Genomic DNA, 25,350 nt, shown 5'->3' with positions numbered 1-25,350 from the left:
CCAATGGCACAACCCCAACCCTTCATCCTTGGCGCCGTCGCCTACGCGCCCAAGGTCGTCACCATCTGGGAAGGCTTCAAGACCTACCTGGGCGAGCGCGGCTTTGCGATGGACTACATCCTGTACTCCAACTACGAAACCCAGGTCGAGGCGCAGTTCAAGGGCGACGTCGCCTTTGCCTGGAACTCGCCCCTGGCCTGGGTGCGCGCCGACCGAATGGCCCGCGCGCGCGGCCAGGCCGTGCAGTCGCTGGTCATGCGCGACACCGACCAGGACTTGCAGTCGGTGCTGGTGGTCAAGGCCGACAGCCCGGTGCAGGCCCTGGCCGGCCTCAAGGGCCAGACCGTCGGCTTTGGCGCCATCGACTCGCCCCAGGCGACGTTGATCCCGCTGGACCACCTGCAGCACCAGGGGGGCCTCACGCCCGGCAAGGACTACGCCGTGCGGCGCTTCGACGTGCTGGGCGGCAAGCACGGCGACCACATTGGCGGCGAGCGCGACGCCGCCGCCGCCCTGCTGGCAGGCGAGGTGGCCGCCAGCTGGATGATTGCCGGCAACTACCACGCCTTTGCCAAGGAAGGGCTGCTGCCCGCCGGCGGCACCCGCGTGCTGGCCACCACCGGCCTGTACGACCACTGCACCATGACCGTGAGCCCGGGCGTCGATGCCGACGCCACGCGCCGCTTTGGCGAACTGCTGCTGGCCATGGACTGGAACGACGCCCAGGTGCGCCCGCTGCTCGAACTCGAAGGCCTGCGCCAATGGCGCGCGGGCCGCAGCAACGGCTTTGCGCTGCTGGAGCGCGCCGCCACCGAACAAGGTTTTTATGACGAGCACGGAAACATCATCGCCAGCGACTATCGATATTGAAGCGCTGGGCTTTGACGCCGGCGCCCACCTGCTGGTCAAGCACGCGCTGGCAGCCCTGCCCGTGGGCACGGCGCTGTGCGTGACCGGCTGCGCGCCCGGCTGGCAGGCGCAGCTGGCCGGCTGGTGCCGCGCCCAGGGCCATGCATTGACCTGGTTTCCTCTCTCCCTGGGAGAGGGCGGGGGTGAGGGCAGCGCGCAAGCCCCTCACCCGACCTCTCCCCAAAGGGGAGAGGAGGAAGGCCGCGCTGCGCTCATCACCCGCGGCAACGCCGACGCCGGCCGCTGGCGCGACGCCGCGCACACCGGCCACGCCGACCCGCACGCGCCCGGCGCGGTGCAGGAGCAGGCCAGCCCCGCCTGGGGCCTGGCCGCGCGCGGCGCGCGCGTGGAGGCGGGCGCCCCCGCGTTTGTCTTTCGCTTCGACCGCAAGCAGGACATCTGGGCCGACAATGCCGCCGACCTCTACGCCCAGGCCGTCGCCGCGCAGTGGGATCCGGACGTCGCGCTGGACTGGAGCGTGCAGCTCACCCATCCGCCCGAGGTCGAGGCCGCCATCGTCCAGGTCATGACCTACATGGTCGAGAACGAGAACGCCGCGCTGCTGGTGCCGGCGCGCTTTCTCGGCCAGATCCACCCGCACTACCGCGAGCTGCAGGCCGCGCTGGCCATACAGGTGGCCGACGAGGCGCGCCACATCGACGTCTTCACCCGCCGCATCCGCCACGGCGGCGGCGAGCCGGCGCTGTCCACCGCCGGCGGCCAGGCTTCGCTCAAGAGCCTGCTGGACGAACCCGACTTTTCCGTCGCCGGCTTTCTGCTGTCGGTGCTGGGCGAGGGTACTTTCGTCAACCTGCTGCAGTTCCTGGCCGCGCACGCGCCCGACCCGCTGACCCGCCAGATCTGCAAACTGGCCGCGCGCGACGAGGCGCGTCACGTCGCGCTGGGCATGTCGCACCTGCTGCACCGCCTGCAGGCGGAACCCGCGCTGCGCCAGCGCCTGGCCCAGGCCGTGGAGCAGCGCCACGACAGCCTGGCCGGCACCTCGGGGCTGAACGAGGAGGTGTTTGACGCGCTCATCCTGATCGCCGCCGGCAGCCTGGAGCCCGGCGCGGTACACCGGGGCTTCGAGCGCGTGCAGCAACTGGTGCGCGACATGGCAGACGGGCGCTTCACCCGCCTGCTGCGCCTGGGCTTTGCACGCGACGAGGCCGAGCACCTGGCGGCGCTGCATACGCGCAATTTCATGTAGTGTTTTCTCCTTCCCCCTTTGGGGGAAGGTTGGGATGGGGGCGGCCGGCATGTGGTGCCGAGGTGGGCTGGCGCACCCCACCCATATTTCCCAAAACCGCCCTGCGCGGCTCACTCCTGCCAGAACACCTGCAGCAGCTCGCCGCGCGCGCCGCGCAGCTGCCACTGCACGCTGCCTGCGCGCTGGCCGCAGCCATAGGCGGCCCACAGGTCGCGCGCCTGCTCGGGCTCGGGGCAGCGCCACAGGCTGGCGCCGGGCTGCCAGTGCGCCAGTGCCGCGGTGCGCACCGGCGGGGGCACCGCGCCATCGTCGGGCTGCAGGCGCCGGGCGCTGGCGGGCAGGCCGGCCATGGCGCTCACTGCGGCGGCGGGCGCAGCAACGCAATGCGTTTGCGCAGCGTGGCCAGGCGGCTTGGGGTCAGCTCCATCGGGTCGTTCTTGCGGCCCAGGCGCCGCATCAGGGCGCGGGCATCATCGTGCTCGGGGTGGCCGGGGTCGTCCCAGGCGTCCATCCAGTGCACCAGGCCGGGCACGCCGCCGCAGTCCTCGGGCGGGCACATCAGTGCGGCGCCGGCCAGGCGCGGCAGCGGCCCGCTGGCGGGCGCCACCTGCTGCAGCGTCAGCACATGCTCCCAGCTGTCGCCAAAGTCGTACAGGTACAGCAGTTGGTCGCCCGCCTTGCGCATGACCTGGCGCAGCCGGGTGCGCGCGTCGTCGCTGGCGCGCTCGTCCGGCGGGCTTTCCTCGCGCAGCGGCTCAGGCTCGAAGCGCATCAGCGCCGGCACGCGCCAGTAGCGCGGCAACTGCGGCAGTTTGTCCGGCAGTGCAAAGCCGTGCAGGTGGCAATTTTTCCATCCCATGGCCGCCTGCAGCGTGGCGTGCAGCTGGCGCAGCGTGATGCCAGCATCCACCCACAGCTCGCGCCAGACGGGCGGATCGATGTCGCGCAGCGTCACGCGCAGCAGATAGGCCTGAGGGGTGGCGGTATCGGTGGTCAGGTGCATGGGGCTTGTATGGCAGAGGGTCGGGCCTGGGTGTGCTGCGTATCCAGCGTCAGCAGGCGGCTGTTGTCGGAATATGGCTGGCCGTGGCGCTGCGCCCGATTGTCGCCGCGCCTGGCAGGCAGCTGCGGTAGGTGACAGGGGCGTGATGCGCAACTGCGCACAATACGGGCTTTTGTTTTTTGTGGAGTCTTGCATGCGCCGTCGCCCTGCTCTGTCCGTGACGCTGCTCGTCCTGGCGCTGGCCGCCGCCGCTGGCTGGAGCCATTGGGCCGGCGGCTGGAGCGCAAGCGCTGCGCAGGAGAAGACCCAGGAAAAAGCGCAGGACGCGGTGCACCCGGCGCTGACGGTGACTGTTGCGCCGCCGGTGCAGCGCACCGTGGCCTCGGCGATTGCGGCCAGCGGCAATGTGGCAGCGTGGCAGGAGGCCAGCATTGGCGCGCAGGTGCAGGGCTTGCGGCTGGAGCAGGTGAATGTGAACGTGGGTGACGTGGTGCGCGCCGGCCAGGTGCTGGCCACGCTGGCCCAGGATACGGTTCAGGCCGACGTGGCCCAGGCCCAGGCGGCGCTGGCGCAGGCGCGCGCGGCCGAGGCCGAGGCCCGCGCCAACGCCGAGCGTGCCCAGGCGCTGGCGGGCACGGGTGCGATGAGCGCGCAGCAGATTGCCCAGTACGCGACGGCGGGGCAGACCGCGCAGGCGCAGGTGCAGGTGGCGCGCGCGCAGTTGCAGGCGCAGCAGCTGCGCCTGGGCCACACGCGGGTGCTGGCGCCGGATGCGGGTGTGATTTCTGCGCGCAGTGCCACGGTGGGCGCGGTGGTGGGCACGGGCACCGAGCTGTTTCGCATGGTGCTGCGCTCTCGCCTTGAGTGGCGCGCCGAGGTGAACGCGGCCGACCTGGCGCGGCTGGCGCCGGGCGGCGGCGCACGCCTGCAGCTGCCCGGCGGCGAGGCGGTGGCCGGCACGGTGCGCATGCTGGCGCCGACGGTGGACGCCGCCACGCGCAACGCGCTGGTCTATGTGGATCTGCCGCGGCACGCGCAGCTGCGCGCCGGCCAGTATCTGAGCGGCGAGTTGCTGCTGGGCGAGCACGCGGCGCTGACGGTGCCGCTGGCGGCGCTGGTGGTGCGCGACGGCTTTACCGCGGTCTTCGTGCTGCAGGGCGGCGACGGCGTGGCGCTGCGCCGGGTGCGCACCGCCAGCCGCGGGGGCGACTGGGTCGAGGTGGTGGACGGCCTGCAACCCGACGAACGCGTGGTGCAGCAGGGCGGCGCATTCTTGAATGACGGCGACCGGGTGCGGGTGGTGGCTGCGGCGCAGGAGGTGCAGCCATGAACATGAACGTATCCGCCTGGGCGATCCGCAATCCGATTGCCGCGGCGATGCTGTTCGTCATGCTGACGCTGGGCGGCGGCTACGCCTTCCACACGATGAAAGTGCAGAATTTTCCGGACATGGATCTGCCCATCGTCGTGGTCAACGCGGTGTTGCCCGGCGCCTCGCCCGGCCAGCTGGAGGCGGACGTGGCGCGCAAGATCGAGAACTCGATCGCGACGACGCAGGGGCTCAAGCATTTGTCGACCACGCTGGTCGACGGCATTGCGACGGTGGCGGCCGAGTACCGGCTGGAAAAGCCGGTGCAGGAGGCGCTGGACGACGTGCGCTCGGCCGTTGCGCAGGTGCGCAGCGACCTGCCGGCCGATCTGCACGACCCGGTGATCACCAAGGTGGAGCTGAGCGCCCAGCCCATCCTGGCGTATGCGATCGACTCCAGCCGCTGGGACGAGGAGGCGCTGTCGTGGTTCGTCGACGACCAGCTCACGCGCCGCCTGCTGGCGGTGCCGGGCGTGGGTGGCGTGGCGCGCGTGGGCGGCGTGACGCGCGAGGTGCGCGTGGCGCTGGATCCGGTACGCCTGCAGGCGCTGGGCGTGACCGCGGCCGAGGTGTCGCGCCAGCTGGCGCGCGTGCAGCTGGAGAGCGCGGGCGGGCGCGCCGAGCTGGCCGGCGCCGAGCAGCCGGTGCGCACGCTGGCCACGGTGCGCACCGCGCAGGAGGTGGCGGCGCTGGCCATTGCGCTGCCTGGCGGGCGCCATGCGCGGCTTGATGCGCTGGCGCAGGTGAGCGACACGGTGGCCGAGCCGCGCAGCGCGGCGCTGCTGGGCGAGCGGCATGTGGTGGGTTTCGAGGTCTCGCGCTCGCGTGGCGCCAGCGAGATCGAGGTGGGCGCGGGCGTGCAGCGCGTGCTGGCGCAGCTGCAGCAGGAACTGCCGCACCTGCAGCTGGAGAAGACGGTGGACTTCGTCGAGATCGCGCAGGACGAGTACGACAGCTCGATGCGCCTGCTCTACGAGGGTGCGCTGCTGGCGGTAGTCGTCGTGTGGTTCTTCCTGCGCGACTGGCGCGCGACCATCATCTCGGCAGTGGCGCTGCCACTGTCGGTGATTCCGGCCTTCATCGGCATGCATTTGCTGGGCTTCACGATTAACATCATCACGCTGCTGGCGCTGTCGCTGGTCGTGGGCATTCTGGTGGACGACGCCATCGTCGAGGTCGAGAACATCGTGCGCCACCTGGGCCAGGGCAAGAGCCCTTATCAGGCGGCGATGGAGGCGGCCGACGAGATTGGCCTGGCGGTGGTGGCCACCACCTTCTCGCTGATCGCGGTGTTTCTGCCGACGGCCTTCATGAGCGGCATTGCCGGGCGCTTCTTCAAACAGTTCGGCTGGACCGCGTCGCTGGCGGTGTTTGCCTCGCTGCTGGTGGCGCGCCTGCTCACGCCGATGATGTGCGCCTACCTGCTCAGGCCTTTGGTGGGCGCGCACCGCGAGCCCGGCTGGCTGGCCGCCTACATGCGCGCCAGCAGCTGGTGTTTGCGCCACCGCTGGGCCACGCTGGCTGCGGCCACGCTGTTTTTCGTCGGCTCGCTGGCGCTGATTCCGCTGCTGCCCTCGGGTTTCATCCCGGCCGACGACAACGCGCAGACGCAGGTGACGCTGGAGCTGGCGCCGGGCACCAAGCTGGCGCAGACGCAGGTGCTGGTGCAGCAGGCGCTGGCGCGGGTGCGGCAGGTGGGCCATGTGCAGACCATCTACACGACGATTGGCGGGGGTAGCGCGGGCGCGGACATTCGTGCCAACGTCTCCAGCCAGGATCCGCGCATCGCCACGCTGACGCTGCGCCTGGACCCGCGCGGCGAGCGCCCGCGCAAGCAGGCCATAGAGCAAGCACTGCGCGTGGCCATGGCCGACCTGCCCGGCGTGCGCGTGAAAGTGGGGCTGGGTGGCTCCAACGACAAATACATTCTGGCGCTGGCCAGCGAAGATCCGCAGGCGCTGGCCGCCAGCGCCCAGGCCGTCGAGCGCGGGCTGCGCACGATTGGCGGCATTGGCGGGGTCAGCTCCACGGCCAGTCTGGTGCGCCCGGAGATCGTGGTGCGCCCGGACTTCGTGCGCGCCGCCGAGCTGGGCGTGAGCGCCGCCGCCATGGCCGATACGCTGCGCGTGGCGACCGTGGGCGACTATGAGCAGTACCTGGCCAAGCTCAACCTGCCGCAACGCCAGGTGCCCATCGTGGTGCGCCTGGCCGACGCGGCGCGCGAAGACTTGGATCAGCTGGCCCAGCTGCAGGTGCCGGGCAGCCGCGGCGCGGTGCGCCTGTCCGAGGTGGCGCAGCTGGAGCTGGCGGGCGGGCCGGCGGTGATCCGCCGCTACGACCGCTCGCGCAACGTCAATTTCGAGATCGAGCTGGGCGCGCGTGGCCTGGGCGAGGTCAAGGACGCGGTGCGCGCGCTGCCCGCGGTGCGGCAGCTGCCCGCCAGCGTGCAGCTGGTCGACGTGGGCGACGCCGAGATGATGGGCGAGCTGTTCTCCAGCTTCGGCCTGGCGATGATCACCGGCGTGGTGTGCATCTACATCGTGCTGGTGCTGCTGTTCAAGGACTTGCTGCAGCCGGCCACCATTCTGGCGGCGCTGCCGCTGTCGCTGGGCGGCGCGTTCGTCGCGCTGCTGGCGGCGCAGCAGAGCTTTTCGATGCCGTCGCTGATCGGGCTGATCATGCTGATGGGCATTGCGACCAAGAACTCCATCCTGCTGGTCGAGTACGCGATCATGGCGCGGCGCGAGCGCGGCATGTCGCGCCTGGACGCGCTGCTGGACGCCTGCCACAAGCGCGCGCGCCCCATCATCATGACGACGCTGGCCATGGGCGCGGGCATGACGCCGATCGCGCTGGCGCTGGGCGGCGCCGACATGAGCTTTCGCTCGCCGATGGCGGTCGCGGTGATCGGCGGGCTGATCACGTCCACGGTATTGAGCCTACTGGTCGTGCCGACCGTGTTCACTTACATTGACGATCTGGAGCACGCGCTGCGCCGTCTGCTGGCGGGCCGGCAGCGCGCAGCAGACCCTGGCCACCACCGCACTGCCCCATGAATCTTGTTGCCCTGAACGCCGACACTCTGGCCCTGCAAACCCCCCTGCCCTTCGTGCTGCGCGGCGCGCAGGGCGGCGAGTTGCTGGCGCGCGGCCAGCAGGTGCGCGACCACGCCCAGCTGCAGCAACTGGCCGAGCGCGGCGCTGGCCTGTTCGTCGACACCGACACCTGCGGCGATGCCTATCGCGCCCACCTGGTGGCGCTGGGGGCGCCGCCCACCGACTGGCCCGCGCTGCACCAGTACACCGCGCACCTGCTGCTGGCCGAGCCCAGCGCGCAGCTTGCGCGCCAGCTCGGTGCGCTGGCCGACCATGTGCTGGAGCAATGCCGGCGCGCACCCGACGCCGCGCTGTTGGCGCTGGTGCAGCTGAGCGCGCGCGAGCTGCGCCAGCACAGCGCCACGCGGGCGCTGCTGGTCGTGGCCGTCACCACGCTGGTGGCGCGCGAGACGCTGCGCTGGGACGCGCCGCGCGTGGCCACGCTGGCGCGCGCCGCGCTGACGATGAATCTGAGCGTGACTGCGCTGCAGGATCGACTGGCGCTGCAGAGCGCGCCGCTCAAGCGCGAGCAGATCCAGGCGATCAACGCCCACCCCGAGCAGTCGGTGCAGCTGCTGCGCCAGATGGGCGTGCACGACGCCGACTGGCTGGAGGCGGTGGCCAACCACCACCAGCGCGTGCCCGGGCAGCTGCACGCGCTGGCGCCGGCGCTGCAGATGGCGCGGCTGATCCAGCGCGCCGACCAGTTCGGCGCGCGCATTGCGCCGCGCGCCACGCGCAGCCCGATGAACATGAGTGCGGCCATGCAGGGCAGCTACTACGACGAGAACGGCCAGGTCGAGGAGGCGGGCGCGGCGCTGGTCAAGACGCTGGGGCGTTACCCGCCGGGCGCTTGCGTGCGCCTGATCAGCCAGGAAGTGGGCGTGGTGCTGCGCCGCGGCCCGACGCCGACGACGCCGCGCGTGGCCGTGCTGGTCGACCGCCAGGGCCTGCCCTGCGACGCGCCGCTGCTGCGCGACGCGGCGCACAGCGCCTTCAAGGTGGCAGTGTGCGTGCCCTGCCACAGCCTGCGCGTGCAGTTGCCGCTGCATGAGCTGCTCGGCCTGGTGGCCTGACTGACTGCGGGCATGCCGCGGACTCATTCCATTTCCATATCAACCGATTACTTTGTCGGCTTCGCTTGTCGTGCTACAGCACTGTCTGCGCTTCACCTTCGCGTACTCGATCGATATAGAAATGGACTCAGGCACGGGCAAAGATTTTTTACAAGCCGCCCGGAACTTCCCCTCAGACTGGGGACTCCACCCTTGGCGCTCACCACGGGTAGCGGGTAGAAAGCCGCCGGTGCAGCGCAGAGTTTTGACGTTGCGAAGCCTCTTCGGCACTCATGTGCCGAGTGACCTCCCTGGGGCGCTTCTCCTCCCTCCCTCTCTTGTTTCGTTTCAGGGCGCTTCGCAACCCTTTTATTCCCACCACGGCGCGCCAGCTCTGCAAGAATTGGCGCGCCGTGGCGTTTTGGGATCGGGAGGTCGGGCGAATCAGCCTTGCGGCGGCTGGGTGTCGACGAAGCTCGGGCGCTGGGCCAGCTTGTCGAGCAGGCGCGCCAGCTGCGGGTGGTCGGCGCGCCATGCGAGGTCGGGAAAGCGGAACTCCAGCCAGGCCAGCGCGCAGCCGACGGCGATATCGGCCAGGCTCAGGTGGTTGCCACAGCAAAAAGGCTTGTCGCCCAGGTCGGTCTCCATTGCTTTCAGGCCGGCGCTCACCTTGCCCAGCTGGCGCTCGATCCAGGCGGGACAGCGCTGCGCGTCGCTGCGACCGGGCCAGGTGGCCTCCTGCCGCGCCAGCACGGCCGCGTCCAGCAGGCCGTCGGCCAGCGCTTCCCAGGTCTTGACCTGCAGACGCTCGCGCCCCGGCGGCGGAATCAGCCGCCCCAGCGGCGAGAGCTGGTCCAGGTGCTCGACGATGACGCGCGAGTCGTAGACCGCATCGCCGCCTTCGAGCACCAGGCAGGGCACCTTGCCCAGCGGGTTGGCGGCGCCGACTTCGGATGCCTTGGACCAGACGTCGTCCACCTGCAGGCGGTAGTCCAGTTTTTTCTCGGCCAGCACCACGCGCACTTTGCGCACATAGGGGCTGGTGAGTGATCCGATGAGTTTCATGGCGGCAGGCGGTCAGTGGTGGAAAAACGATTCTATCGACGGCCTGCGGGGTGGCCGTTGCAGGGATCCTACAATCGGGCCCCATGCAACTGTCTGCCCTCACCGCCCTCTCTCCGCTGGACGGCCGCTACGCCGCCAAGCTGTCCGCCCTGCGCCCCCTGATGAGCGAATACGGCTACATGCACCGCCGCGTGCAGGTCGAAATCACCTGGTTCATCGCGTTGTCGGACGCTGGTTTTGCTGAATTTTCGCCGCTGTCCGCAGAAGCGCGTACTTACTTGCACGGCCTGGTGGCGCAATTTTCCGAGGCCGACGCCCAGGCGATCAAGGACATCGAGAAGACCACCAACCACGACGTGAAGGCGGTCGAGTACTGGATCAAGTCCAGGTTCGACGGCCGCCCCGAGCTGCAGAAGGCCGCCGAGTTCGTGCACTTTGCCTGCACCAGCGAGGACATCAACAACACCAGCCATGCGCTGCAGATGCGCAGCGGGCGCGACGCAGCCATCGTGCCGGGGCTGCAGGCCATCATCGACAAGCTGCGCGCCATGGCGCACCAGTACGCGGCCACGCCCATGCTCAGCCGCACCCACGGCCAGACGGCCAGCCCGACGACCGTGGGCAAGGAGCTGGCCAACGTCGTCGTGCGCCTGGAGGGGACGCTGGAGAAAATCGCCGGCGTGACGATGCGCGGCAAGATGAACGGCGCCGTGGGCAACTACAACGCCCACCTGGCCGCCTGGCCCGACTTCGACTGGGAAGCGTTTGCCCGCCGCGTGGTGGAAAGCGCCGAGCCGCAAGGCCTGGGCCTGGGTTTTCAGCCCTACTCGATCCAGATCGAGCCACACGACTACATGGCCGAGTTCTTTGACGCGCTGGCGCGCGCCAACACCATCCTGATCGACCTGGCGCGCGACGTGTGGGGTTACGTCAGTTTGGGTTACTTCAAGCAAAAGCTGAAAGAAGGTGAAATCGGCTCGTCGACCATGCCGCACAAGGTCAACCCGATCGACTTCGAGAACGCCGAGGGCAACCTGGGCCTGGCCAACGCGCTGCTGCGCCACCTGTCCGAGAAGCTGCCGATCAGCCGCTGGCAGCGCGACCTGACCGACTCCACGGTGCTGCGCAACATCGGCGTGGCGCTGGGTTATGCGGCGTTGGCCTACAGCTCGCTGATGACCGGTCTGAACAAGCTGGAATTGAACGAGGAGCGCCTGGCCGTCGACCTGGACGCCGCCTGGGAGGTGCTGGCCGAGCCCATCCAGACAGTGATGCGCCGCTATGGCGTGGCCGGTGCCTATGAAAAGCTCAAGGAGGTCACGCGTGGCAAGAGCGTGCTGGCCGCCGACCTGCACGCGCTGATCGAAAGCCTGGAGATTCCCGCCGCCGACAAACAGCGGTTGCTGGCGATGACGCCGGCCAGCTACGTGGGCAAGGCGGCCGAGCTGGCGCGCCGGGTGTAATGGCGCTCAAGTCCACGATCTTCAAGGCGCATCTGTCGATCGCCGACATCGACCACGGCTACTACGCCGACCACGCGCTGACTCTGGCGCGCCACCCCAGCGAGACCGACGAGCGCATGCTGGCGCGCCTGGTGGCGCTGGCGCTGCAGGCGCACCAGCTGCAGGACTTGTGCCGCGGCGACGGCACGCTCGGGTTTGGCGCCGGCCTGTCCGACCCGGACGACCCCGATGTGCTGCTGACCGACTTTACCGGCGCGCGGCGCTTGTGGATCGAAGTGGGCCAGCCCGACGACAAGCCGCTGGCCAAGGCCTGCGCGCGCGCCGACCAGGTGCTGGTCTACGCCTTTGGCCATGCGGCCGAGGTGTGGTGGAAGGGCATCGAGGCCAAGCTCACGCGCCTGGACAGGCTGCAGGTGTGGCGCCTGCCCTACGCGGGCGTGCAGGCACTGGCGCAGCTGGCCGAGCGCAGCATGCAGCTGCAGGCGACGATTCAGGATGGCGCGATCACGCTGAGCAGCGACCGCGCCAGCATCGACCTGGAGCCGCTGTGCTGGAAATAGCGCGGAGGTGGAGCGCGGTGCAGGCCGGGTCAGCGCGGCATCAGCGCGCCGCAGTTCCAGCACTGCTCGAAGCCGCCTTCGATCTGCTCGCCGCAACGCTGGCAGCGCCAGTGGCGCTGGGGCAGGTGCTGCAGCTCGTGCAAGAGCGCGCGGGCGCGCTCCTCGTGCTCGGCGTAGCGCAACCAGATCTCGGGCAGGCATTCGCTGGGCGGCAGCTCCCCGGCCACGCTGCTCAGGTACTGGCGCTGCACGCTGGCGGGCATGCCGGCCTCGCACAGCAGATCGCTCCACAGCGTGGCGATGGCAATGTTGGGGGCGTGGGTCAGGCGCAGCATGACGGTGACGATAGCCGGCGCCCACGCCGGCGTAAAGCCGGGCCTGGGGATAGGTAATGACCACAGGCCGGGCGCCCGGATCTGTGTTCCAATGGCGGTCTTCAAAGGGGAGTAGCTCCCCGTGGGCGCAAGGCCCACGGTGGTTCGGTCGTCAAGACGAAGCCCGGGAGGCCAAGGTGGTCGCAGCGCACAGCAGGCATGGCTTGCAGGCGTTGGCAGGTGCCAAGGCATCACGACGCTTCCGGCCCGCCAGACGCGCAAGCAATTGCCGCCGAGCAAGACCTTTGGGTTACGACAGGTAGTTGCCATGGTCGGCTCAAAGTGCCCCCTGCCGTCTGCGCGTCCCATCCGGGCGGCGTGCAGTTGGTGCTCTGACGAACTCGGTGACCCTGTCGTGCTTGCAGACCGTCGGCGTATGCCGGCGGCACAATGTCATTTGAAGTACGAACGAGGTAGACAACCATGGATTTGGACTTTCTCACCCACATTCCGTTCTGGATTGCGCTGGGTCAGATCATCATCATCGACATCCTGCTGGGCGGCGACAACGCGGTCGTGATTGCGCTGGCCTGCCGCAAGCTGCCGGCGCACCAGCGCACCAAGGGCATCATCTGGGGCACGGCCGGCGCCATCGGGCTGCGGGTGGTGCTCATCGTCTTTGCCATGACGCTGCTCAACCTGCCGGCGCTCAAGATCATCGGCGCGCTGCTGCTGGTGTGGATTGGTGTCAAGCTGATCGCCCCCGAGGAGGAGGGCCACGAAAACGTGGCGAGCAGCGACAAGCTGCTGGCGGCGATCAAGACCATCATCATCGCCGACTTGGTGATGTCGATCGACAACGTGATCGCGATTGCCGCGGCGGCCAAGAACTCGGGCGAGCACCAGGTGCTGCTCGTCGTGCTGGGCCTGCTGATCTCGGTGCCGATCATCGTCTGGGGCTCGCAGCTGGTCATCAAGCTGATGGAGCGCTTCCCCTGGGTGATTCTGGTGGGCGGCATGCTGCTGGGCTGGATTGCCGGCGGCATGCTGGTGAGCGACCCGCTGTTCGTCAACCACGAGAAGTGGCTGTGGGCACCCAAGCTGGCATGGCTGGACGACGAGGGCCAGGCGATTCTGCCGCCGCTCCTGTACTGGCCGTCGCACCTGGCCGGCGCGCTGCTGGTGCTGGGGCTGGGCAAGTGGCTGGCTGCGCGCCGCCCGGCCGCGCAGACCGAATTGCACTGACCGGTCGCGGTGTGCGGGCGGGCGCCAAGCCGCCCCGCGCACCGCAACCACTGTTATCCTGATCGCATGAGAATCCTGCTCAAGTGGATATTGCATGCAGTCGCGCTGCTGTGCGTGGCCTATCTGTACAGCGGCGTCGAGGTGCACAGCTTCGGCGCGGCGCTGGGCGCGGCCTTCGTCATCGGGCTGCTCAACACCATCGTGCGCCCCATCCTGGTCGTGCTGACGCTGCCGGTGACCATCGTCACCGTCGGGCTGTTCCTGTTCGTCATCAACGCGTGGATGTTCTGGGCCGCGGCCAGCGTGCTGGGCGACGGCTTTCAGGTTCACGGCTTTGGCGCGGCGCTGCTGGGCTCGCTGATCTACTCGGTGCTGGGCATGTTGATCGAGTCAGCGCTGGGCGGCCTGTTCGCGCAGAAGTGACTCGACCGCGCGCAGCCGCGTGTCGATGATCGACGCCTCGATGTAGTCCTGCGCGCCGCCGCGGCGCGCCAGATCCTGCCCCGCCTTGAAACGGTCGATGGCCGCCGCGTAGTCGTGGTGCGCCACTTGCGCCTCGGCCTCGGCGCGCACCGCGCGCAGCAGCTGGCCCTGCTGCTGCCAGGCCTGCGCCAGTGCCTGCCAGGCGCCGGCGTCTTCGGGGTGGTTGGCCACCCAGGTTTGCAGCGCGCCGGCGATGCTGGCCGTGTCACCCTGGCGCAGCAGTGCCTGGGTGCGCAGCAGCAGCTCGGGGCGGCGGTTGTCGGGCAGACCCTGCAGCTGTGCCAGCGCCTCGGCGGGTCGGCCGTCCTGCAGTTCCAGCTCGGCGGCCAGCAGATGCGCCTGGCGCTGCGCGGCAGCGTCTCCGTCCACGTCCTGTATCAGGCCGGCCAGCGCCTTGCGTGCGTCGGCCATGTTCTTGAGCTGCAGGCTGCTGAGCGCCGCCGCATACCAGGCCTGCACGCGCGCGGCGCGCCCCAGCTGGGCAAAGCCGGCGTCCTGCGGCGCTGCGGCCCATTGGCGCCAGGCGTCGACGCCCGGTCGCATCAGTACGCGCGCGCGCGCCACCATCATCACGTGCTGCAGCGGCGCGGGCGGTTGGGCGCTGCCCGCCAGCGCGTGGCGGCTTTGCATGTCGGCAATGCGCTGCGTGGTCAGCGGGTGGCTGCGCAGATAGGGCCAGCTGCCGTTGTCGTTGATGCGGTTGGCCTGCTGCAGCTTGTCGAACATCGCGACAAAGCCTTGCGGCGAGAAACCGGCCGGCGCCATCAGGCCGTAGCCGACGCGGTCGGCCTCGCGCTCCATGTCGCGCGAGAAGTTGAGCTGGTTCTGCACGGCGGCGGCCTGGCCGCCGATCATCAGCGCCTGCGCCGCGTCCGGGCTCTTGCTGGCGGCCAGCGCGCCCAGGATCAGCGCGCCGATCATCAGCGGCGTCTGGCGCCCTTGCTGCGCGATCAAGCGGGCGATGTGGCGCTGCGTGACGTGGCTCAGTTCGTGCGCCATCACCGAGGCCAGCTCGTCGGGCGTGGAGACGACCGCGATCAGCCCCAGGTAGACGCCCAGGTAGCCGCCGGGCAGCGCAAAAGCGTTGACCTGGCGGTCGCGCCCGAGCAGCACCTGCCAGGCAAAGCGCTCGTGCAGGTCGGGCAGCAGCTCGCCGCGTGCGCTGGCGGCGTCCACCAGCGACTGGAAGATGCCTTGCACGTATTCCTGCAGCGGCGCGTCGTCCATGTAGTCCGGGTCGCGGTACAGCGAGGCAATGATCTCGTCGCCCAGGCGGCGCTCGGCGGCCAGCGTCATCTCGGCGCCGTCACCCATCGACGGCAGCGCGCTTTGCGCGTGCAGCGGCGGCACGCCACTCAAGAGCAGTGCGGCGCTGACCAGCACCGCCAGCGCGCGGCGCATCAGGGGCTTGGGATGGGACGGGGCTGAGGGCACGAGTTTTGCAGTCAAGACGATCAAGTGGCGGCGCCTGGTTGGTTCCAAGCTGGTTTGTGGCCAGGCCGTATGATGCCCGGTTCGTGTCAACGTTCCATTTCCCTGGCGGTTCCATGTCTGCTGACGCCCTCTCTCTTACGCATTTTGACGCCCAGGGCCAGGCCCACATGGTCGACGTCGGCGCCAAGCCCGCCACACGGCGCGTCGCCGTGGCCACCGGTCGCATCCGCATGCAGCCTGCAACGCTGCAGCTGATCGCCAGCGGCAGCGCCAAAAAAGGCGACGTGCTGGGCGTGGCGCGCATCGCCGGCATCATGGCATCCAAGAAGACCAGCGAGCTGATTCCGCTGTGCCACCCGCTGGCGCTCACCCGCGTGGCGCTGGACTGGCAGCTGCTGCACGAGCTGCCCGGCGTGGCCTGCACCGTCACCGCCGAGACCACCGGCCCCACCGGCGTCGAGATGGAGGCGCTGACCGCGGTGCAGGTGGCGCTGCTCACGGTCTACGACATGTGCAAGGCGGTGGATCGCGCCATGGTCATCACCGGCGTGCAATTGCTGGAAAAGCATGGCGGCAAGTCGGGCAGCTTCGTGCGCGAAGCCGATGAATGAAAGAGCCGACCATGACTGTTGACAACGACGCCGCGCCCATCGGCCCCGAAGCGGTGCTGCATTTCTGGTTCGAAGAGACGCCCGAGCGCCTGTGGTTTGCCAAGGACGACGCGTTCGACGCGCGCCTGCACGAGCGCTTTGGCGCGCTGCACGCCCAGGCGGCGCGCTGTGAGCTGTGGCATTGGCGCGCCAGTGCGCGCGGGCGGCTGGCGGAGATCATCGTGCTCGACCAGTTCTCGCGCAATCTGCTGCGCGGCCAGCCGCAGGCGTTCGCCAGCGACCCGCTGGCGCTGGCCCTGGCGCAGGAACTGGTGGCCCAGGGGCTGGACGCGCGGCTGGTGCCGCGCGAGCGTGCCTTTGCCTACATGCCATACATGCACAGCGAGTCGCTGGTGGTGCAGCAGCAGTCGCTGCGCCTGTTCGAGGCACTGGGCCAGCCCGGCAACCTGGACTTTGCCCGCCGCCACGAGGTCATCGTTGCCCGCTTTGGCCGCTACCCGCACCGCAACGCGGCGCTGGGGCGTATCAGCAGCGCAGAGGAGCAGGCCTTTTTGCAACAGCCGGGCAGCGGCTTCTGATTTGCCGCCCTGGGCGGCGGTACGCCAATGAAAAAGGCCTTCGCAAGAAGGCCTTTTGTTCTCAGACCGGAATCAATCCGGATCAGTAGTCGCGTCCACCGCCGCCACCGTAGCCGCCACGGCCACCGCCGTTGCCGCCACCGCCGCCGTGGCGTGCGCCCGTGCCGTAGGGGCTGCGAAAGCCGCCGTCGCCACGGCCACCGCCGCCGCCTTCACGGCCGCCGCCGTAGCCACCACGGCCGCCGCCACCACCGTAGCCACCGCCGCCACCAAATCCACCGCCGCCGCTGCGCGGGGGACGGGGCTCCATCGGGCGTGCTTCATTGACCACCAGGCTGCGACCGCCCAGCGGCTGGCCGTTCAGGCCCTGGACGGCGGCTTGCGCCTGGGCGTCGTCGCCCATTTCGACGAAACCAAAGCCTTTGGAACGGCCGGTGTCGCGCTCCATCATGACCTTGGCACTGTTGACGGTGCCATAGGCCGAGAACGCTTGTTCCAGGTCAATGTCGCGCACCGAGTACGGCAGATTGCCGACGTACAGCTTGTTGCCCATTGTTGTGGGACTCCTCAAAAAACAAATGGATAGAGCAACGGAGAGTCCCGAACCGCAGACAGCTCATCAACAAGGACGCCTTGTACGCGAAAACTGACGGATCACCGCAACCTCAGTGGGTTTGTCAACCCACCCGGCGAATTATGTGCGAGAAGTTTTTCGCAGACACCAGATTTTTCACGGTTCAGGGGGCGTATGGAATGAAAAAAAGCCCCATTGGGGCTTTTTCGTCACAAAGTGGCGCGAAAGTTGATCAAGGATCAATATCCGCCACGGCCGCCGCCGCCAAAACCACCGCCGTAGCCGCCGCTGCGCGGGGCGCGAGGCTCCATCGGGCGGGCGACGTTGACCACCAGGTTGCGGCCGCCGAAGCTCTGGCCGTGCGTGCCTTCGATGGCGGCCTGGGCCTGGGCGGCGTCGCCCATCTCGACGAAGCCAAAGCCCTTGGAGCGGCCGCTGTCGCGCTCCATCATGACCTTGGCGCTGGTGACCGAGCCAAAGGCGCTGAAGGTTTGCTCCAGGTCGTTGTCGCGGAAGGAATAGGGCAGGTTGCCCACGTACAGTCTTGTGTCCATGAGGGACTCCAGCAAAAACAAAGAAAAGCGATGGAGCCCGACGCAACCCGTGCAAAAAACCAAAGACGCGAAACCGACCAGACACCGCAGAAAGCGCCTTGCGGCCGGGGCTGCAAGGCAGCGGGAGATTATCGTTGCCGAATGCGGCGTGCCTGGGCGCGATGGCCGTGGTTGAGGCACAGGAACAACAATTCTGCGGGTAAATACCGGCGCCGATACAATTCGCAGCCTTTTTACGAGGGGCAATGGTTAGGCCGAGGGGTTCCGCCGCCCGAATGGAATGCAGGCATTTTTGATTTCCACGGCAGTCGTCGCGCTGGCCGAGATGGGTGACAAGACCCAGTTGCTGTCGCTGGTGCTGGCGGCGCGCTTTCGCAAACCCTGGCCCATCGTGCTGGGCATTTTCGTGGCCACGCTGGCCAACCATGCGCTGGCCGGCGCCGTCGGCACCTGGGTGACCGCCTGGCTGGGGCCGGTGTGGCTGCGCTGGGTGCTGGGCCTGTCCTTCATCGCCATGGCGCTGTGGATGCTGGTGCCCGACAAGCTCGATGAGGACGAGGCCAACGCCACGGCGCACTGGGGCGTGTTCGGAACGACGCTGGTGGCGTTCTTCCTGGCCGAGATGGGCGACAAGACGCAGATTGCCACGGTGGCGCTGGCGGCGCGCTACGACGCATGGCTGGCGGTCGTGGCTGGCACTACGCTGGGCATGATGCTGGCCAATGCGCCGGTGGTCTGGCTGGGCGATCGCATCACGCGGCGTGTGCCGATCCGCGCGGTGCATGCGGTGTCGGCGGTGATTTTCCTGCTGCTGGGCGCCGCCGTGCTGCTGGCGCCGGCTTTGGCATAATCGCCGCAACGAATGCGCCGATTTGCACCGCTTGCGGGCGCTTTACAAATCCTGCTAAAGACGTGACCGAGCGACACGCAAATTGACCGGCCCGGCCCCGTTTTTAGAACCAGTTCTAGGACGAAGCCGGGTTTTCCATGTCGTTCATCGCCACCCCCCAGACCATGCACTTCGCCGGGGCGCTGCCGCTGCAGTCCGGCGCCCAGTTGCGCGATTACCAGCTCAGCTACGAGACCTACGGCCAGCTCAACGCCGACAAGAGCAACGCCGTGCTGGTGTGCCATGCGCTCAATGCGTCGCACCATGTCGCCGGCGTCTATGAGGGCCAGCCCAGGAGTGAGGGCTGGTGGAACAACATGATCGGCCCGGGCAAGTCCGTGGACACCAACCGGTTTTTCGTGATCGGCATCAACAACCCGGGTTCGTGCTTTGGCTCGACCGGCCCGATGGACGCCAACCCCGACACCGGCGAGGTCTATGGCGCCGACTTTCCGGTGATGACGGTGGAGGACTGGGTGAGCGCGCAGGCGCGGCTGCTCGACGGCCTGGGCATCGTGCAGTTGGCGGCCGTGATGGGCGGCAGCCTGGGCGGCATGCAGGCATTGAGCTGGACGCTGCAATACCCCGAGCGGGTGCGCCACGCGGTCGTCGTGGCCAGCGCGCCCAATCTGTCGGCCGAGAACATTGCGTTCAACGAGGTGGCGCGCCGCGCCATCGTGACCGACCCGGACTTTCACGGTGGGCATTTCTACCGCCACGGCGTGATTCCGAAGCGCGGGCTGCGCATCGCCCGGATGATCGGCCACATCACCTACCTCTCTGACGACGTGATGAACGAGAAATTCGGCCGCGAGCTGCGCAGCGCGGTCGACGGCATTGCGCGCGAGGGCTACCACTACAGCACGCAGGACATCGAGTTCCAGATCGAGAGCTATCTGCGCTACCAGGGCGACAAGTTCAGCGAGTATTTCGACGCCAATACCTACCTCCTGATCACGCGCGCGCTCGACTACTTCGACCCGGCGCGTGCGCACGGCGGCGACCTGACGCGGGCGCTTGCCGTGGCGCGCGCCAAGTTTTTGCTGGTCAGCTTCTCGACCGACTGGCGCTTCTCGCCGCGGCGCTCGCGCGAGATCGTGCACGCGCTGCTGGAGAACCGCCGCGACGTGAGCTACGCCGAGATCGACGCGCCGCACGGGCACGACGCCTTTTTGCTCGACGACCCGCGCTACCTGGGCGTGGTGGGCGCCTACTTCGACGGCATTGCCGACGAATCGACCAAGGAGCAGCAGCAATGAGCGATCACGCCACCATGCACGCCATTGCCCGCCTAGTGCCCGAGGGCAGCCGCGTGCTCGACCTGGGCTGCGGCGACGGCGCGCTGCTCGACCACCTGATCCGCCAGCGCGGCTGCAGCGGCTACGGCATCGAGATCGACGACGCCAACGTGCTCGCCTGCGTGCGCCGCGGCGTCAACGTCATTCAGCTCAACCTGGACGAAGGGCTGGCGATGTTTGCCGACAACAGCTTTGACGTGGTACTGCAGATCGACACGCTGCCGCACCTGCGCAACGCCGAGGTCATGCTGCGCGAGACCGCGCGCGTGGGCAGAAGCGGCATCGTCGCCTTCCCCAACTTCGCGCACTGGCCCAACCGCCTGTCGGTACTGCGCGGGCGGATGCCGGTCACGCGTCGCCTGCCCTACCAGTGGTACGACACGCCCAACATCCGCGTCGGCACGTACAAGGATTTCGAGGTGCTGGCGGGCAAAAACCAGCTGCGCATCCTGGACGCCTTTGGCCTGGAGGACGGGCGCGAGGTGCGCTGGCTGCCCAATGCGCTGGCCGGCACCGCGGTGTTTCGCTTCGAGCGCGACTGAGAATGTCTGAACGTCCGGGCGCCCCAGCCATGCCGCCGGCCTGCGCCATGTGCGCAGCTACTGTTGTTTCCGGCGGCCCCTGATGCGCCCTTCGCTGGACGTCTTCACCCTTCTGGTCGCCATCGCCGCGGCTTCGCTGACGATGGCGCTGGCATTGTTCGCGACGCTGACGCGCCGCCGCGAGGGTCTGGGGCTATGGGCCGTGGGCCTGGTGCTGCACACCGTCGCCTATGTGCTGCTCGCGCTGCGCGGACAGGTCAGCGACTGGGCCAGCGTCTGGCTGGCCAACATCCTGCTGAGCGCGTCGCTGGCCCTGGTGCTGGCGGCCATCGCGCGGTTCCATGCCCGCGCGCTTCCCTGGCTGGGCATGGGCGTTCCGGTGCTGGTCTCCGCGCTTGGGTTTGCCCTGTGGCTGCACGATGTGCGGCTGCGCGTGGTGCTGGCCGGCGTGGTGCTGGCGGTACAGATGGGCATGGCAATCAGGGCGCTGTGGCACCCGGACAGGCCGCCCGCGCTGCGTGGCGCGGTGCTGCTGACGCTGGCGCAGGGGCTGCAGGCGGCGCTGCTGCTGGTGCGTGCCGTGGCCGTGCTGCTGCTGGGAGCGCCCGAGGGCGCGGCCATACAGCCCGGCGGCATGCAGGCGGCGGTGTTCCTGCTGGTGTTCGTTGTCGTCGTACTGTCGTCGCTGGGGTTCATCCTGATGGCCAAGGACCGGGCCGACGCGCTCAACCACTACCAGGCGACGCACGATGCGCTGACCGGCGTGGCCAATCGGCGGGCCCTGATCGCTACCCTCGAACGCGACCTGGCGTGCGCCGTGCGCCAGCGGCGGCCCTATGCATTGCTGCTGATCGACGTCGACCACTTCAAGGCCTTCAACGATGCGCACGGCCATCTGGCGGGCGACGCCGTGCTGCGCCACATCGCGCAGTTGTTGGCGACGCGCGTACGCGCGCAGGATCTGGTTGGCCGCTATGGCGGAGAGGAGTTGCTGGTGCTGCTGCCCGGCACCGACTCCGATGGCGCACTGGCGCTGGCGCGAACCTTGCGCCGGCAGGTGGAGCAAACGCCGTGCGAGTGGCAGGGCCGGCCACTTACGGTTACTGCGAGCATCGGCGTCTATGCCGGCTGCCCGCGCGTCGGCCAGGGGTGGGAGGCACTGATCGGCGCAGCCGACGGCGCGTTGTATCGCGCCAAGGCGGGCGGGCGCAACCGCGTGGACGTGCAGCAGGACGTGCCTGCGACCTGACGCGCGCGCGGCTTGACCGCCCGAAGCCGCACCGCAATCGCGCCCTCTTCGCCCGCGCTGGCGCTGCGGCCCGCAGCGCTGGACAATCCCGGTACTGCCGCGCACTTGCCGCGGCGCCGATACTGCATACCGCCCCTTCACCAACGAGGCCCGCCATGAACGCCCCTGCCCACCCTCATGTCCTGCAAAGCGCCCAGGCGCTGGAGCACCTCGGCCGCACCTGGGACGAGCGCATCCTGCCGCAGCTGACCGAGTACATCCGCATTCCGGCCAAGTCGCCGATGTTCGCGCCCGACTGGCAGCAGCAGGGCTTGCTGGAGACCGTGGTGCGCAACGCCGCCGACTGGGTGCAGGCGCAGAAGATTGCCGGCCTGACGCTGGAGATCGTGCGCCTGCCCGGGCGCACGCCGGTGCTGTTCTTCGAGGTGCCGGCGCATGAGCACGCGGGCAGCCAGACGGTGCTGATGTACGGCCACCTGGACAAGCAGCCCGAGTTCGACGGCTGGCGCGCCGATCTGGGGCCGTGGACGCCCAAATACGAGGATGGCAAGCTCTATGGCCGCGGCGGCGCCGACGACGGCTACGCGGTCTACGCCAGCATTGCCGCGGTGCAGGAGCTCAAGCGCCAGGGCGTGGCCCATCCGCGCATCATCGGCCTGATCGAGACCAGCGAGGAGAGCGGCTCGGTCGACCTGTTGCCCTACATCGACGCGCTCAAGCCCCGCCTGGGCGACGTCGGCCTGGTGATCTGCCTGGACAGCGGCGCCGGCAACTACGACCAGCTGTGGCTCACAACCAGCCTGCGCGGCATGGCCAGCGGCACGCTCAAGGTCGAGATCCTCACCGAAGGCGTGCACTCGGGCGATGCCTCGGGCCTGGTGCCGTCGAGCTTTCGCATCATGCGCATGGTGCTCGACCGGCTCGAAGACTCGGCCACCGGGCGCCTGCTGCCGGCCAGTTTTCACTGCGAGGTGCCGCCCGATCGCCTGGCGCAGGCGCGCGCCACCGCCGCCATCCTGGGCGACGAGGTCTACAAGCGCTTTCCCTGGGCGCACGCCGACTGCGGCGGCTCCACCGCGTTTGCGCTGCCGACCACGCAGGATCCGGTGCAGGCGCTGATCCGCCGCACCTGGGAGCCGACGCTGTCGGTCACCGGTGCCGAGGGCTTTCCGGCGCTGCAGGACGCGGGCAACGTGCTGCGCCCCTATACCGCGTTCAAGCTCAGCCTGCGCCTGCCGCCGCTGGTGGACGCCGCCGCCAGCGTGCAGCAGCTCAAAGCGCTGCTGGAGGACAACGCGCCCTACCAGGCCAGGGTGACGTTCGAAGGCGCAGGCGCCGCCAGCGGCTGGAACGCGCCGGCCATCACGCCCTGGTTCGAGCGGGCGCTGGACGACGCCAGCCGCGCGCACTTTGGCGCGGGCGTGGGCTACATCGGCCAGGGCGGCACGATTCCGCTGATGAACATGCTCAGCCAGGGCTTTCCCACGGCGCAGATGATGGTCTGCGGCGTGCTCGGCCCCAGGAGCAACGCCCACGGTCCCAACGAATTCCTGCACGTGCCCTACGCCAAGCGGCTGACCGCGTCGGTGGCCGAGGTGATCGCACGCATGCCCTGACCGGACTGCCGCGACCGCATGCGCATCCTGCTTGCCGAAGACGAACCCGCGCTGGCGCACTGGCTGGTGCAGGCGCTGCAGCAGTCTGGCCTGCAGGTCGACTGGGTCAACGACGGGCGGCTGGTGACGCCCAGCCTGCGCCAGTCGCGCTACGACGCGCTGGTGCTCGACCTGGGCCTGCCCGGGCGCGACGGCCACGACGTGCTGGAAGACTTGCGCGATGCCGGCCACCAGCTGCCGGTGCTGATCCTCACCGCGCGCGACTCGCTGATGGAGCGTGTGCACACCTTGCGCGCCGGCGCCGACGACTTTCTGGCCAAGCCCTTCGAGCTGGCCGAGCTGGAAGCGCGCCTGCTGGCGCTGACGCGCCGCGCGCGCGGCGCCGGCCACCCGCGCTTTGCCTGCGGCCCGCTGGTGTGGGATCCGGTGGCGCAGCAGTTGCTGCTGCGCCACCAGCCGCTCAAGCTCACGCCGCGCGAGCACGCGCTCTTGCGTACTCTGGTGCAGCACAGCGGCGAGCCCATGGGCAAGCGCGACCTGCTGGAGCGCCTGTTCAGCGACGAGATCGACGTGCAGCCCGAGGCCATCGAGGTGCTGGTGCATCGGCTGAGAAAGCGCCTGGAGGGCAGCGGCGTGCGCATCAGCACGCTGCGCGGCCTGGGCTATGTTCTGGAGCCGAGCGCAGGGGACGGCGCCGCATGAGCCGCTGGTCGCACTGGAGCCTGCGGCGCACGCTGCTGGCGGTGTTGCTGCCGGGGCTGTTGCTGGTCATGGGGCTGGAACTGGCGGCGGGCTGGCGCAACGCGCTGGCGGCGGCCAACACCGCGTTCGATCGCTCGCTGCTGGGTGCGATCAAGTCCATGGACGCCAACATCTCGACCACCGGCGGTGGCCTGGCAGTCGAGCTGCCCTACCAGATGCTGGAGTTCTTCGAGCTGACCGCCAGTGGCCAGGTGTTCTACCGCGTGGCCAGTGGCGATGGCCTGGTGGAGATCGGCAACGCCGGCCTGCCCGGCCCGCCGCACGCGCTGGCCGACCGCGCGCCGCAGTTCTACGACGCCAACTACTTCGGCGTGCCGGTGCGCGTGGGCGCCTGGCAGCGGCCCCTGGATCGGGAGCTGTCGCAGGGATCGCACTCCGACCGCGTGATCGTGCAGGTGGCCGAGACGCTGGAGAGCCGCCAGGACTTCACGCGCCGCCTGGTCTGGGAGAGCGTGGCGCGCGATACTCTGCTGCTGGCCACCGCGCTGGCGCTGGTGGCGCTGGCCGTCTATGGCGCGCTGCGCCCGCTGTCGCGCCTGCGCGCCGAGGTGGCGCGGCGCGCCAGCGACGACCTGACGCCGATCGCCACCGACCGGGTGCCCAAGGACGTGGCGCCGCTGGTCGAGGCGATCAACCTGCACATGCAGCGCTATGGACGGGCGATGGCGCAGCAGCGCCAATTCATCGACGACGCCTCGCACCAGCTGCGCACACCGCTGACCACGCTGGCCACGCAGGTGGGCTATGCGCTGCGCGTGCACGACGACGCCACGCACACGCTGGCGGCCATCAAGACCGAGCTGGACGCGGCGATCCGCCAGACCAACCAGATGCTGGCGCTGGCGCGCGCCGACGCGCAGGAGCTGCACGCGGGCCCGCTTGACTTGATGGCGCTGGCCGAGACCGTGGCGCGCCGCCTGTGGCCGCTGGCGCGCCAGCAGGGGCTGGACCTGGGGCTGGAGCCGCTGGCCGAAGGCGGCCCCGTGCGCGCCTGGGGCGACGCAGGCTTGCTGGAGCAGGCGCTGGCCAACCTGGTGCACAACGCGCTGCAACATGTGCCGCGCGGCGGCCAGGTAACAGTGCAGGCGGGCGTGCGGGGCGGCATGGCGCTGCTGTGCGTGCGCGACGACGGGCCGGGCCTGTCCGCCGCCGACCGCGCTTGCGCCGGCCAGCGCTTCGTGCGCCTGGGCACGGACAACACGCAGGGCAGCGGCCTGGGGCTGTCGATTGCGCAGGCCATCGTGCAGCGCCACGGCGGCTACCTGCAGCTCGATGATGCGACGCCCGGCGCTGCCTCGCCGGGGCTGGCGGTGGTGCTGGCCTGGCCGTTGTCCGCGTCCCCAAGCGTGGCGGAGGCTTCCGGGTAAACCCCAGAATTTGGGGGTGGGTTCTGAAAGTAGAACGAAAGCTGCCATTTCCTACAGTGCATGCATGCAGACTGGGCGTGTTGCGCGCCCGCTGCCGCAATCCTG

25 protein-coding genes are annotated in these 25,350 nt (G+C 69.2%); 18 read left to right on the top strand and 7 right to left on the bottom strand.

The features are described 5' to 3' along the window. Positions 1 to 3 precede the first annotated feature (3 nt). Positions 4 to 870 carry a PhnD/SsuA/transferrin family substrate-binding protein gene (locus ABD767_RS02535; protein WP_103044048.1) on the top strand — a complete coding sequence of 289 codons (867 nt, stop codon included), beginning with the start codon at positions 4 to 6 and terminating at the stop codon, positions 868 to 870. Then, positions 827 to 2,119: a ferritin family protein gene (locus ABD767_RS02530; protein WP_103044049.1), complete on the top strand. Its 1,293-nt coding sequence runs from the start codon at positions 827 to 829 to the stop codon at positions 2,117 to 2,119. The genes ABD767_RS02535 and ABD767_RS02530 overlap by 44 nt, the downstream gene beginning before the upstream one ends. Before the next feature lie 110 nt (positions 2,120 to 2,229). Here the strand turns inward: ABD767_RS02530 and ABD767_RS02525 are convergent, their stop codons facing one another. Both ABD767_RS02525 and ABD767_RS02520 read right to left on the bottom strand, forming a co-directional pair. Next, entirely contained in the window at positions 2,230 to 2,478 is a 249-nt protein-coding gene (locus tag ABD767_RS02525; protein ID WP_103044050.1) for a hypothetical protein, read from the bottom strand. Next, entirely contained in the window at positions 2,475 to 3,122 is a 648-nt protein-coding gene (locus ABD767_RS02520) for a plasmid pRiA4b ORF-3 family protein (RefSeq protein WP_344868048.1), read from the bottom strand. Before ABD767_RS02520 ends, ABD767_RS02525 begins: the two co-directional genes overlap by 4 nt. A 217-nt stretch (positions 3,123 to 3,339) precedes the next feature. On the opposite strand from ABD767_RS02520, the gene ABD767_RS02515 reads away from it, so the two are divergent. The 3 genes from ABD767_RS02515 to ABD767_RS02505 are packed head-to-tail and all read left to right on the top strand — an operon-like array spanning position 3,340 to position 8,662. Further along, entirely contained in the window at positions 3,340 to 4,452 is a 1,113-nt protein-coding gene (locus tag ABD767_RS02515; RefSeq protein ID WP_344868046.1) for an efflux RND transporter periplasmic adaptor subunit, read from the top strand. Positions 4,453 to 4,454: 2 nt separating this feature from the next. Further along, a complete protein-coding gene (locus ABD767_RS02510) occupies positions 4,455 to 7,547 on the top strand; it encodes an efflux RND transporter permease subunit (RefSeq protein WP_344868161.1) in 3,093 nt (1,030 codons plus the stop codon). Further along, on the top strand, positions 7,544 to 8,662 hold the full coding sequence (locus ABD767_RS02505) for an HD domain-containing phosphohydrolase (RefSeq protein WP_103044054.1): 1,119 nt from the start codon (positions 7,544 to 7,546) through the stop codon (positions 8,660 to 8,662). Before ABD767_RS02510 ends, ABD767_RS02505 begins: the two co-directional genes overlap by 4 nt. A 423-nt stretch (positions 8,663 to 9,085) precedes the next feature. Here ABD767_RS02505 and ABD767_RS02500 read toward each other — a convergent pair whose 3' ends face one another. Beyond that, positions 9,086 to 9,706 carry a glutathione S-transferase C-terminal domain-containing protein gene (locus ABD767_RS02500; RefSeq protein ID WP_103045736.1) on the bottom strand — a complete coding sequence of 207 codons (621 nt, stop codon included), beginning with the start codon at positions 9,704 to 9,706 and terminating at the stop codon, positions 9,086 to 9,088. Positions 9,707 to 9,789: 83 nt separating this feature from the next. Between ABD767_RS02500 and purB the strand changes: the two genes are divergently transcribed. Continuing rightward, positions 9,790 to 11,169: an adenylosuccinate lyase gene (gene purB / locus ABD767_RS02495; protein ID WP_344868043.1), complete on the top strand. Its 1,380-nt coding sequence runs from the start codon at positions 9,790 to 9,792 to the stop codon at positions 11,167 to 11,169. After that, positions 11,169 to 11,729, top strand: coding sequence for a YaeQ family protein (locus tag ABD767_RS02490; protein WP_103045734.1), 561 nt, complete (start codon positions 11,169 to 11,171; stop codon positions 11,727 to 11,729). Before purB ends, ABD767_RS02490 begins: the two co-directional genes overlap by 1 nt. A 29-nt stretch (positions 11,730 to 11,758) precedes the next feature. Here the strand turns inward: ABD767_RS02490 and ABD767_RS02485 are convergent, their stop codons facing one another. Continuing rightward, complete coding sequence (locus ABD767_RS02485; RefSeq protein WP_103045733.1) at positions 11,759 to 12,064, bottom strand: hypothetical protein; 306 nt, start codon at positions 12,062 to 12,064, stop codon at positions 11,759 to 11,761. A 462-nt stretch (positions 12,065 to 12,526) separates the two neighbouring features. Here ABD767_RS02485 and ABD767_RS02480 point away from each other — a divergent pair, with 462 nt between their 5' ends. Next, complete coding sequence (locus tag ABD767_RS02480; protein ID WP_103045732.1) at positions 12,527 to 13,288, top strand: YjbE family putative metal transport protein; 762 nt, start codon at positions 12,527 to 12,529, stop codon at positions 13,286 to 13,288. Between the two features lie 66 nt (positions 13,289 to 13,354). After that, positions 13,355 to 13,711, top strand: a complete 357-nt coding sequence (locus ABD767_RS02475) for a phage holin family protein (protein WP_103045731.1) — start codon at positions 13,355 to 13,357, stop codon at positions 13,709 to 13,711. Here ABD767_RS02475 and ABD767_RS02470 read toward each other — a convergent pair. Beyond that, on the bottom strand, positions 13,679 to 15,172 hold the full coding sequence (locus tag ABD767_RS02470; RefSeq protein ID WP_344868159.1) for a M48 family metalloprotease: 1,494 nt from the start codon (positions 15,170 to 15,172) through the stop codon (positions 13,679 to 13,681). The genes ABD767_RS02475 and ABD767_RS02470 overlap by 33 nt on opposite strands. A 146-nt stretch (positions 15,173 to 15,318) precedes the next feature. On the opposite strand from ABD767_RS02470, the gene moaC reads away from it, so the two are divergent. Together moaC and ABD767_RS02460 are read left to right on the top strand one after the other, a co-directional pair. Continuing rightward, positions 15,319 to 15,816 (top strand): cyclic pyranopterin monophosphate synthase MoaC, encoded by a 498-nt coding sequence (moaC, locus tag ABD767_RS02465; RefSeq protein ID WP_103045729.1) that lies wholly within the window; start codon positions 15,319 to 15,321, stop codon positions 15,814 to 15,816. Positions 15,817 to 15,827: 11 nt separating this feature from the next. Beyond that, the gene (locus ABD767_RS02460; protein WP_344868037.1) at positions 15,828 to 16,394 is read left to right on the top strand and encodes a DUF924 family protein; all 567 of its coding nucleotides are present in this window, start codon (positions 15,828 to 15,830) and stop codon (positions 16,392 to 16,394) included. 82 nt (positions 16,395 to 16,476) lie between these two features. Here ABD767_RS02460 and ABD767_RS02455 read toward each other — a convergent pair whose 3' ends face one another. Next, entirely contained in the window at positions 16,477 to 16,947 is a 471-nt protein-coding gene (locus ABD767_RS02455; RefSeq protein ID WP_103045728.1) for an RNA-binding regulator, read from the bottom strand. Between the two features lie 260 nt (positions 16,948 to 17,207). Beyond that, positions 17,208 to 17,522 carry an RNA-binding regulator gene (locus ABD767_RS02450; protein ID WP_103045727.1) on the bottom strand — a complete coding sequence of 105 codons (315 nt, stop codon included), beginning with the start codon at positions 17,520 to 17,522 and terminating at the stop codon, positions 17,208 to 17,210. A 280-nt stretch (positions 17,523 to 17,802) separates the two neighbouring features. Between ABD767_RS02450 and ABD767_RS02445 the strand changes: the two genes are divergently transcribed. The 7 genes from ABD767_RS02445 to ABD767_RS02415 all read left to right on the top strand — a co-directional run bounded on the left by ABD767_RS02445 (position 17,803) and on the right by ABD767_RS02415 (position 25,245). Continuing rightward, positions 17,803 to 18,372: a TMEM165/GDT1 family protein gene (locus tag ABD767_RS02445; RefSeq protein WP_103045726.1), complete on the top strand. Its 570-nt coding sequence runs from the start codon at positions 17,803 to 17,805 to the stop codon at positions 18,370 to 18,372. Between the two features lie 137 nt (positions 18,373 to 18,509). Then, positions 18,510 to 19,670: a homoserine O-succinyltransferase MetX gene (metX, locus tag ABD767_RS02440; protein ID WP_103045725.1), complete on the top strand. Its 1,161-nt coding sequence runs from the start codon at positions 18,510 to 18,512 to the stop codon at positions 19,668 to 19,670. After that, positions 19,667 to 20,251 carry a methionine biosynthesis protein MetW gene (gene metW / locus ABD767_RS02435; RefSeq protein WP_103045724.1) on the top strand — a complete coding sequence of 195 codons (585 nt, stop codon included), beginning with the start codon at positions 19,667 to 19,669 and terminating at the stop codon, positions 20,249 to 20,251. The genes metX and metW overlap by 4 nt, the downstream gene beginning before the upstream one ends. Positions 20,252 to 20,333: 82 nt before the next feature. Next, positions 20,334 to 21,500 (top strand): GGDEF domain-containing protein, encoded by a 1,167-nt coding sequence (locus ABD767_RS02430; RefSeq protein WP_344868032.1) that lies wholly within the window; start codon positions 20,334 to 20,336, stop codon positions 21,498 to 21,500. Positions 21,501 to 21,655: 155 nt separating this feature from the next. Then, positions 21,656 to 23,116: a M20 family metallopeptidase gene (locus ABD767_RS02425; protein ID WP_344868030.1), complete on the top strand. Its 1,461-nt coding sequence runs from the start codon at positions 21,656 to 21,658 to the stop codon at positions 23,114 to 23,116. A gap of 18 nt (positions 23,117 to 23,134) precedes the next feature. Beyond that, positions 23,135 to 23,818 carry a response regulator gene (locus ABD767_RS02420; RefSeq protein WP_103045722.1) on the top strand — a complete coding sequence of 228 codons (684 nt, stop codon included), beginning with the start codon at positions 23,135 to 23,137 and terminating at the stop codon, positions 23,816 to 23,818. After that, positions 23,815 to 25,245, top strand: a complete 1,431-nt coding sequence (locus ABD767_RS02415) for a sensor histidine kinase N-terminal domain-containing protein (RefSeq protein WP_103045721.1) — start codon at positions 23,815 to 23,817, stop codon at positions 25,243 to 25,245. The genes ABD767_RS02420 and ABD767_RS02415 overlap by 4 nt, the downstream gene beginning before the upstream one ends. Positions 25,246 to 25,350 lie beyond the last annotated feature (105 nt).

It is taken from the genome of Comamonas faecalis (assembly GCF_039538025.1).
Classification (GTDB): domain Bacteria; phylum Pseudomonadota; class Gammaproteobacteria; order Burkholderiales; family Burkholderiaceae_C; genus Comamonas_C; species Comamonas_C faecalis.
The sequence above is the reverse complement of the archived record's forward strand: the minus strand, read 5'-3'. Positions and strand labels throughout refer to the sequence as shown.

What these genes read in the sequence shown, in the direction of transcription:
- ABD767_RS02535 (WP_103044048.1), top strand. Translation starts at nt 4, where the DNA reads ATGGCACAACCCCAACCCTTCATCCTTGGCGCCGTCGCCTACGCGCCC.
- ABD767_RS02530 (WP_103044049.1), top strand. Translation starts at nt 827, where the DNA reads ATGACGAGCACGGAAACATCATCGCCAGCGACTATCGATATTGAAGCG.
- ABD767_RS02520 (WP_344868048.1), bottom strand. Translation starts at nt 3,122, where the DNA reads ATGCACCTGACCACCGATACCGCCACCCCTCAGGCCTATCTGCTGCGC.
- ABD767_RS02510 (WP_344868161.1), top strand. Translation starts at nt 4,455, where the DNA reads ATGAACGTATCCGCCTGGGCGATCCGCAATCCGATTGCCGCGGCGATG.
- ABD767_RS02505 (WP_103044054.1), top strand. Translation starts at nt 7,544, where the DNA reads ATGAATCTTGTTGCCCTGAACGCCGACACTCTGGCCCTGCAAACCCCC.
- ABD767_RS02500 (WP_103045736.1), bottom strand. Translation starts at nt 9,706, where the DNA reads ATGAAACTCATCGGATCACTCACCAGCCCCTATGTGCGCAAAGTGCGC.
- purB (WP_344868043.1), top strand. Translation starts at nt 9,790, where the DNA reads ATGCAACTGTCTGCCCTCACCGCCCTCTCTCCGCTGGACGGCCGCTAC.
- ABD767_RS02490 (WP_103045734.1), top strand. Translation starts at nt 11,169, where the DNA reads ATGGCGCTCAAGTCCACGATCTTCAAGGCGCATCTGTCGATCGCCGAC.
- ABD767_RS02485 (WP_103045733.1), bottom strand. Translation starts at nt 12,064, where the DNA reads ATGCTGCGCCTGACCCACGCCCCCAACATTGCCATCGCCACGCTGTGG.
- ABD767_RS02480 (WP_103045732.1), top strand. Translation starts at nt 12,527, where the DNA reads ATGGATTTGGACTTTCTCACCCACATTCCGTTCTGGATTGCGCTGGGT.
- ABD767_RS02475 (WP_103045731.1), top strand. Translation starts at nt 13,355, where the DNA reads ATGAGAATCCTGCTCAAGTGGATATTGCATGCAGTCGCGCTGCTGTGC.
- ABD767_RS02470 (WP_344868159.1), bottom strand. Translation starts at nt 15,172, where the DNA reads ATGCGCCGCGCGCTGGCGGTGCTGGTCAGCGCCGCACTGCTCTTGAGT.
- moaC (WP_103045729.1), top strand. Translation starts at nt 15,319, where the DNA reads ATGTCTGCTGACGCCCTCTCTCTTACGCATTTTGACGCCCAGGGCCAG.
- ABD767_RS02460 (WP_344868037.1), top strand. Translation starts at nt 15,828, where the DNA reads ATGACTGTTGACAACGACGCCGCGCCCATCGGCCCCGAAGCGGTGCTG.
- ABD767_RS02455 (WP_103045728.1), bottom strand. Translation starts at nt 16,947, where the DNA reads ATGGGCAACAAGCTGTACGTCGGCAATCTGCCGTACTCGGTGCGCGAC.
- ABD767_RS02450 (WP_103045727.1), bottom strand. Translation starts at nt 17,522, where the DNA reads ATGGACACAAGACTGTACGTGGGCAACCTGCCCTATTCCTTCCGCGAC.
- ABD767_RS02445 (WP_103045726.1), top strand. Translation starts at nt 17,803, where the DNA reads ATGCAGGCATTTTTGATTTCCACGGCAGTCGTCGCGCTGGCCGAGATG.
- metX (WP_103045725.1), top strand. Translation starts at nt 18,510, where the DNA reads ATGTCGTTCATCGCCACCCCCCAGACCATGCACTTCGCCGGGGCGCTG.
- metW (WP_103045724.1), top strand. Translation starts at nt 19,667, where the DNA reads ATGAGCGATCACGCCACCATGCACGCCATTGCCCGCCTAGTGCCCGAG.
- ABD767_RS02430 (WP_344868032.1), top strand. Translation starts at nt 20,334, where the DNA reads ATGCGCCCTTCGCTGGACGTCTTCACCCTTCTGGTCGCCATCGCCGCG.
- ABD767_RS02425 (WP_344868030.1), top strand. Translation starts at nt 21,656, where the DNA reads ATGAACGCCCCTGCCCACCCTCATGTCCTGCAAAGCGCCCAGGCGCTG.
- ABD767_RS02420 (WP_103045722.1), top strand. Translation starts at nt 23,135, where the DNA reads ATGCGCATCCTGCTTGCCGAAGACGAACCCGCGCTGGCGCACTGGCTG.
- ABD767_RS02415 (WP_103045721.1), top strand. Translation starts at nt 23,815, where the DNA reads ATGAGCCGCTGGTCGCACTGGAGCCTGCGGCGCACGCTGCTGGCGGTG.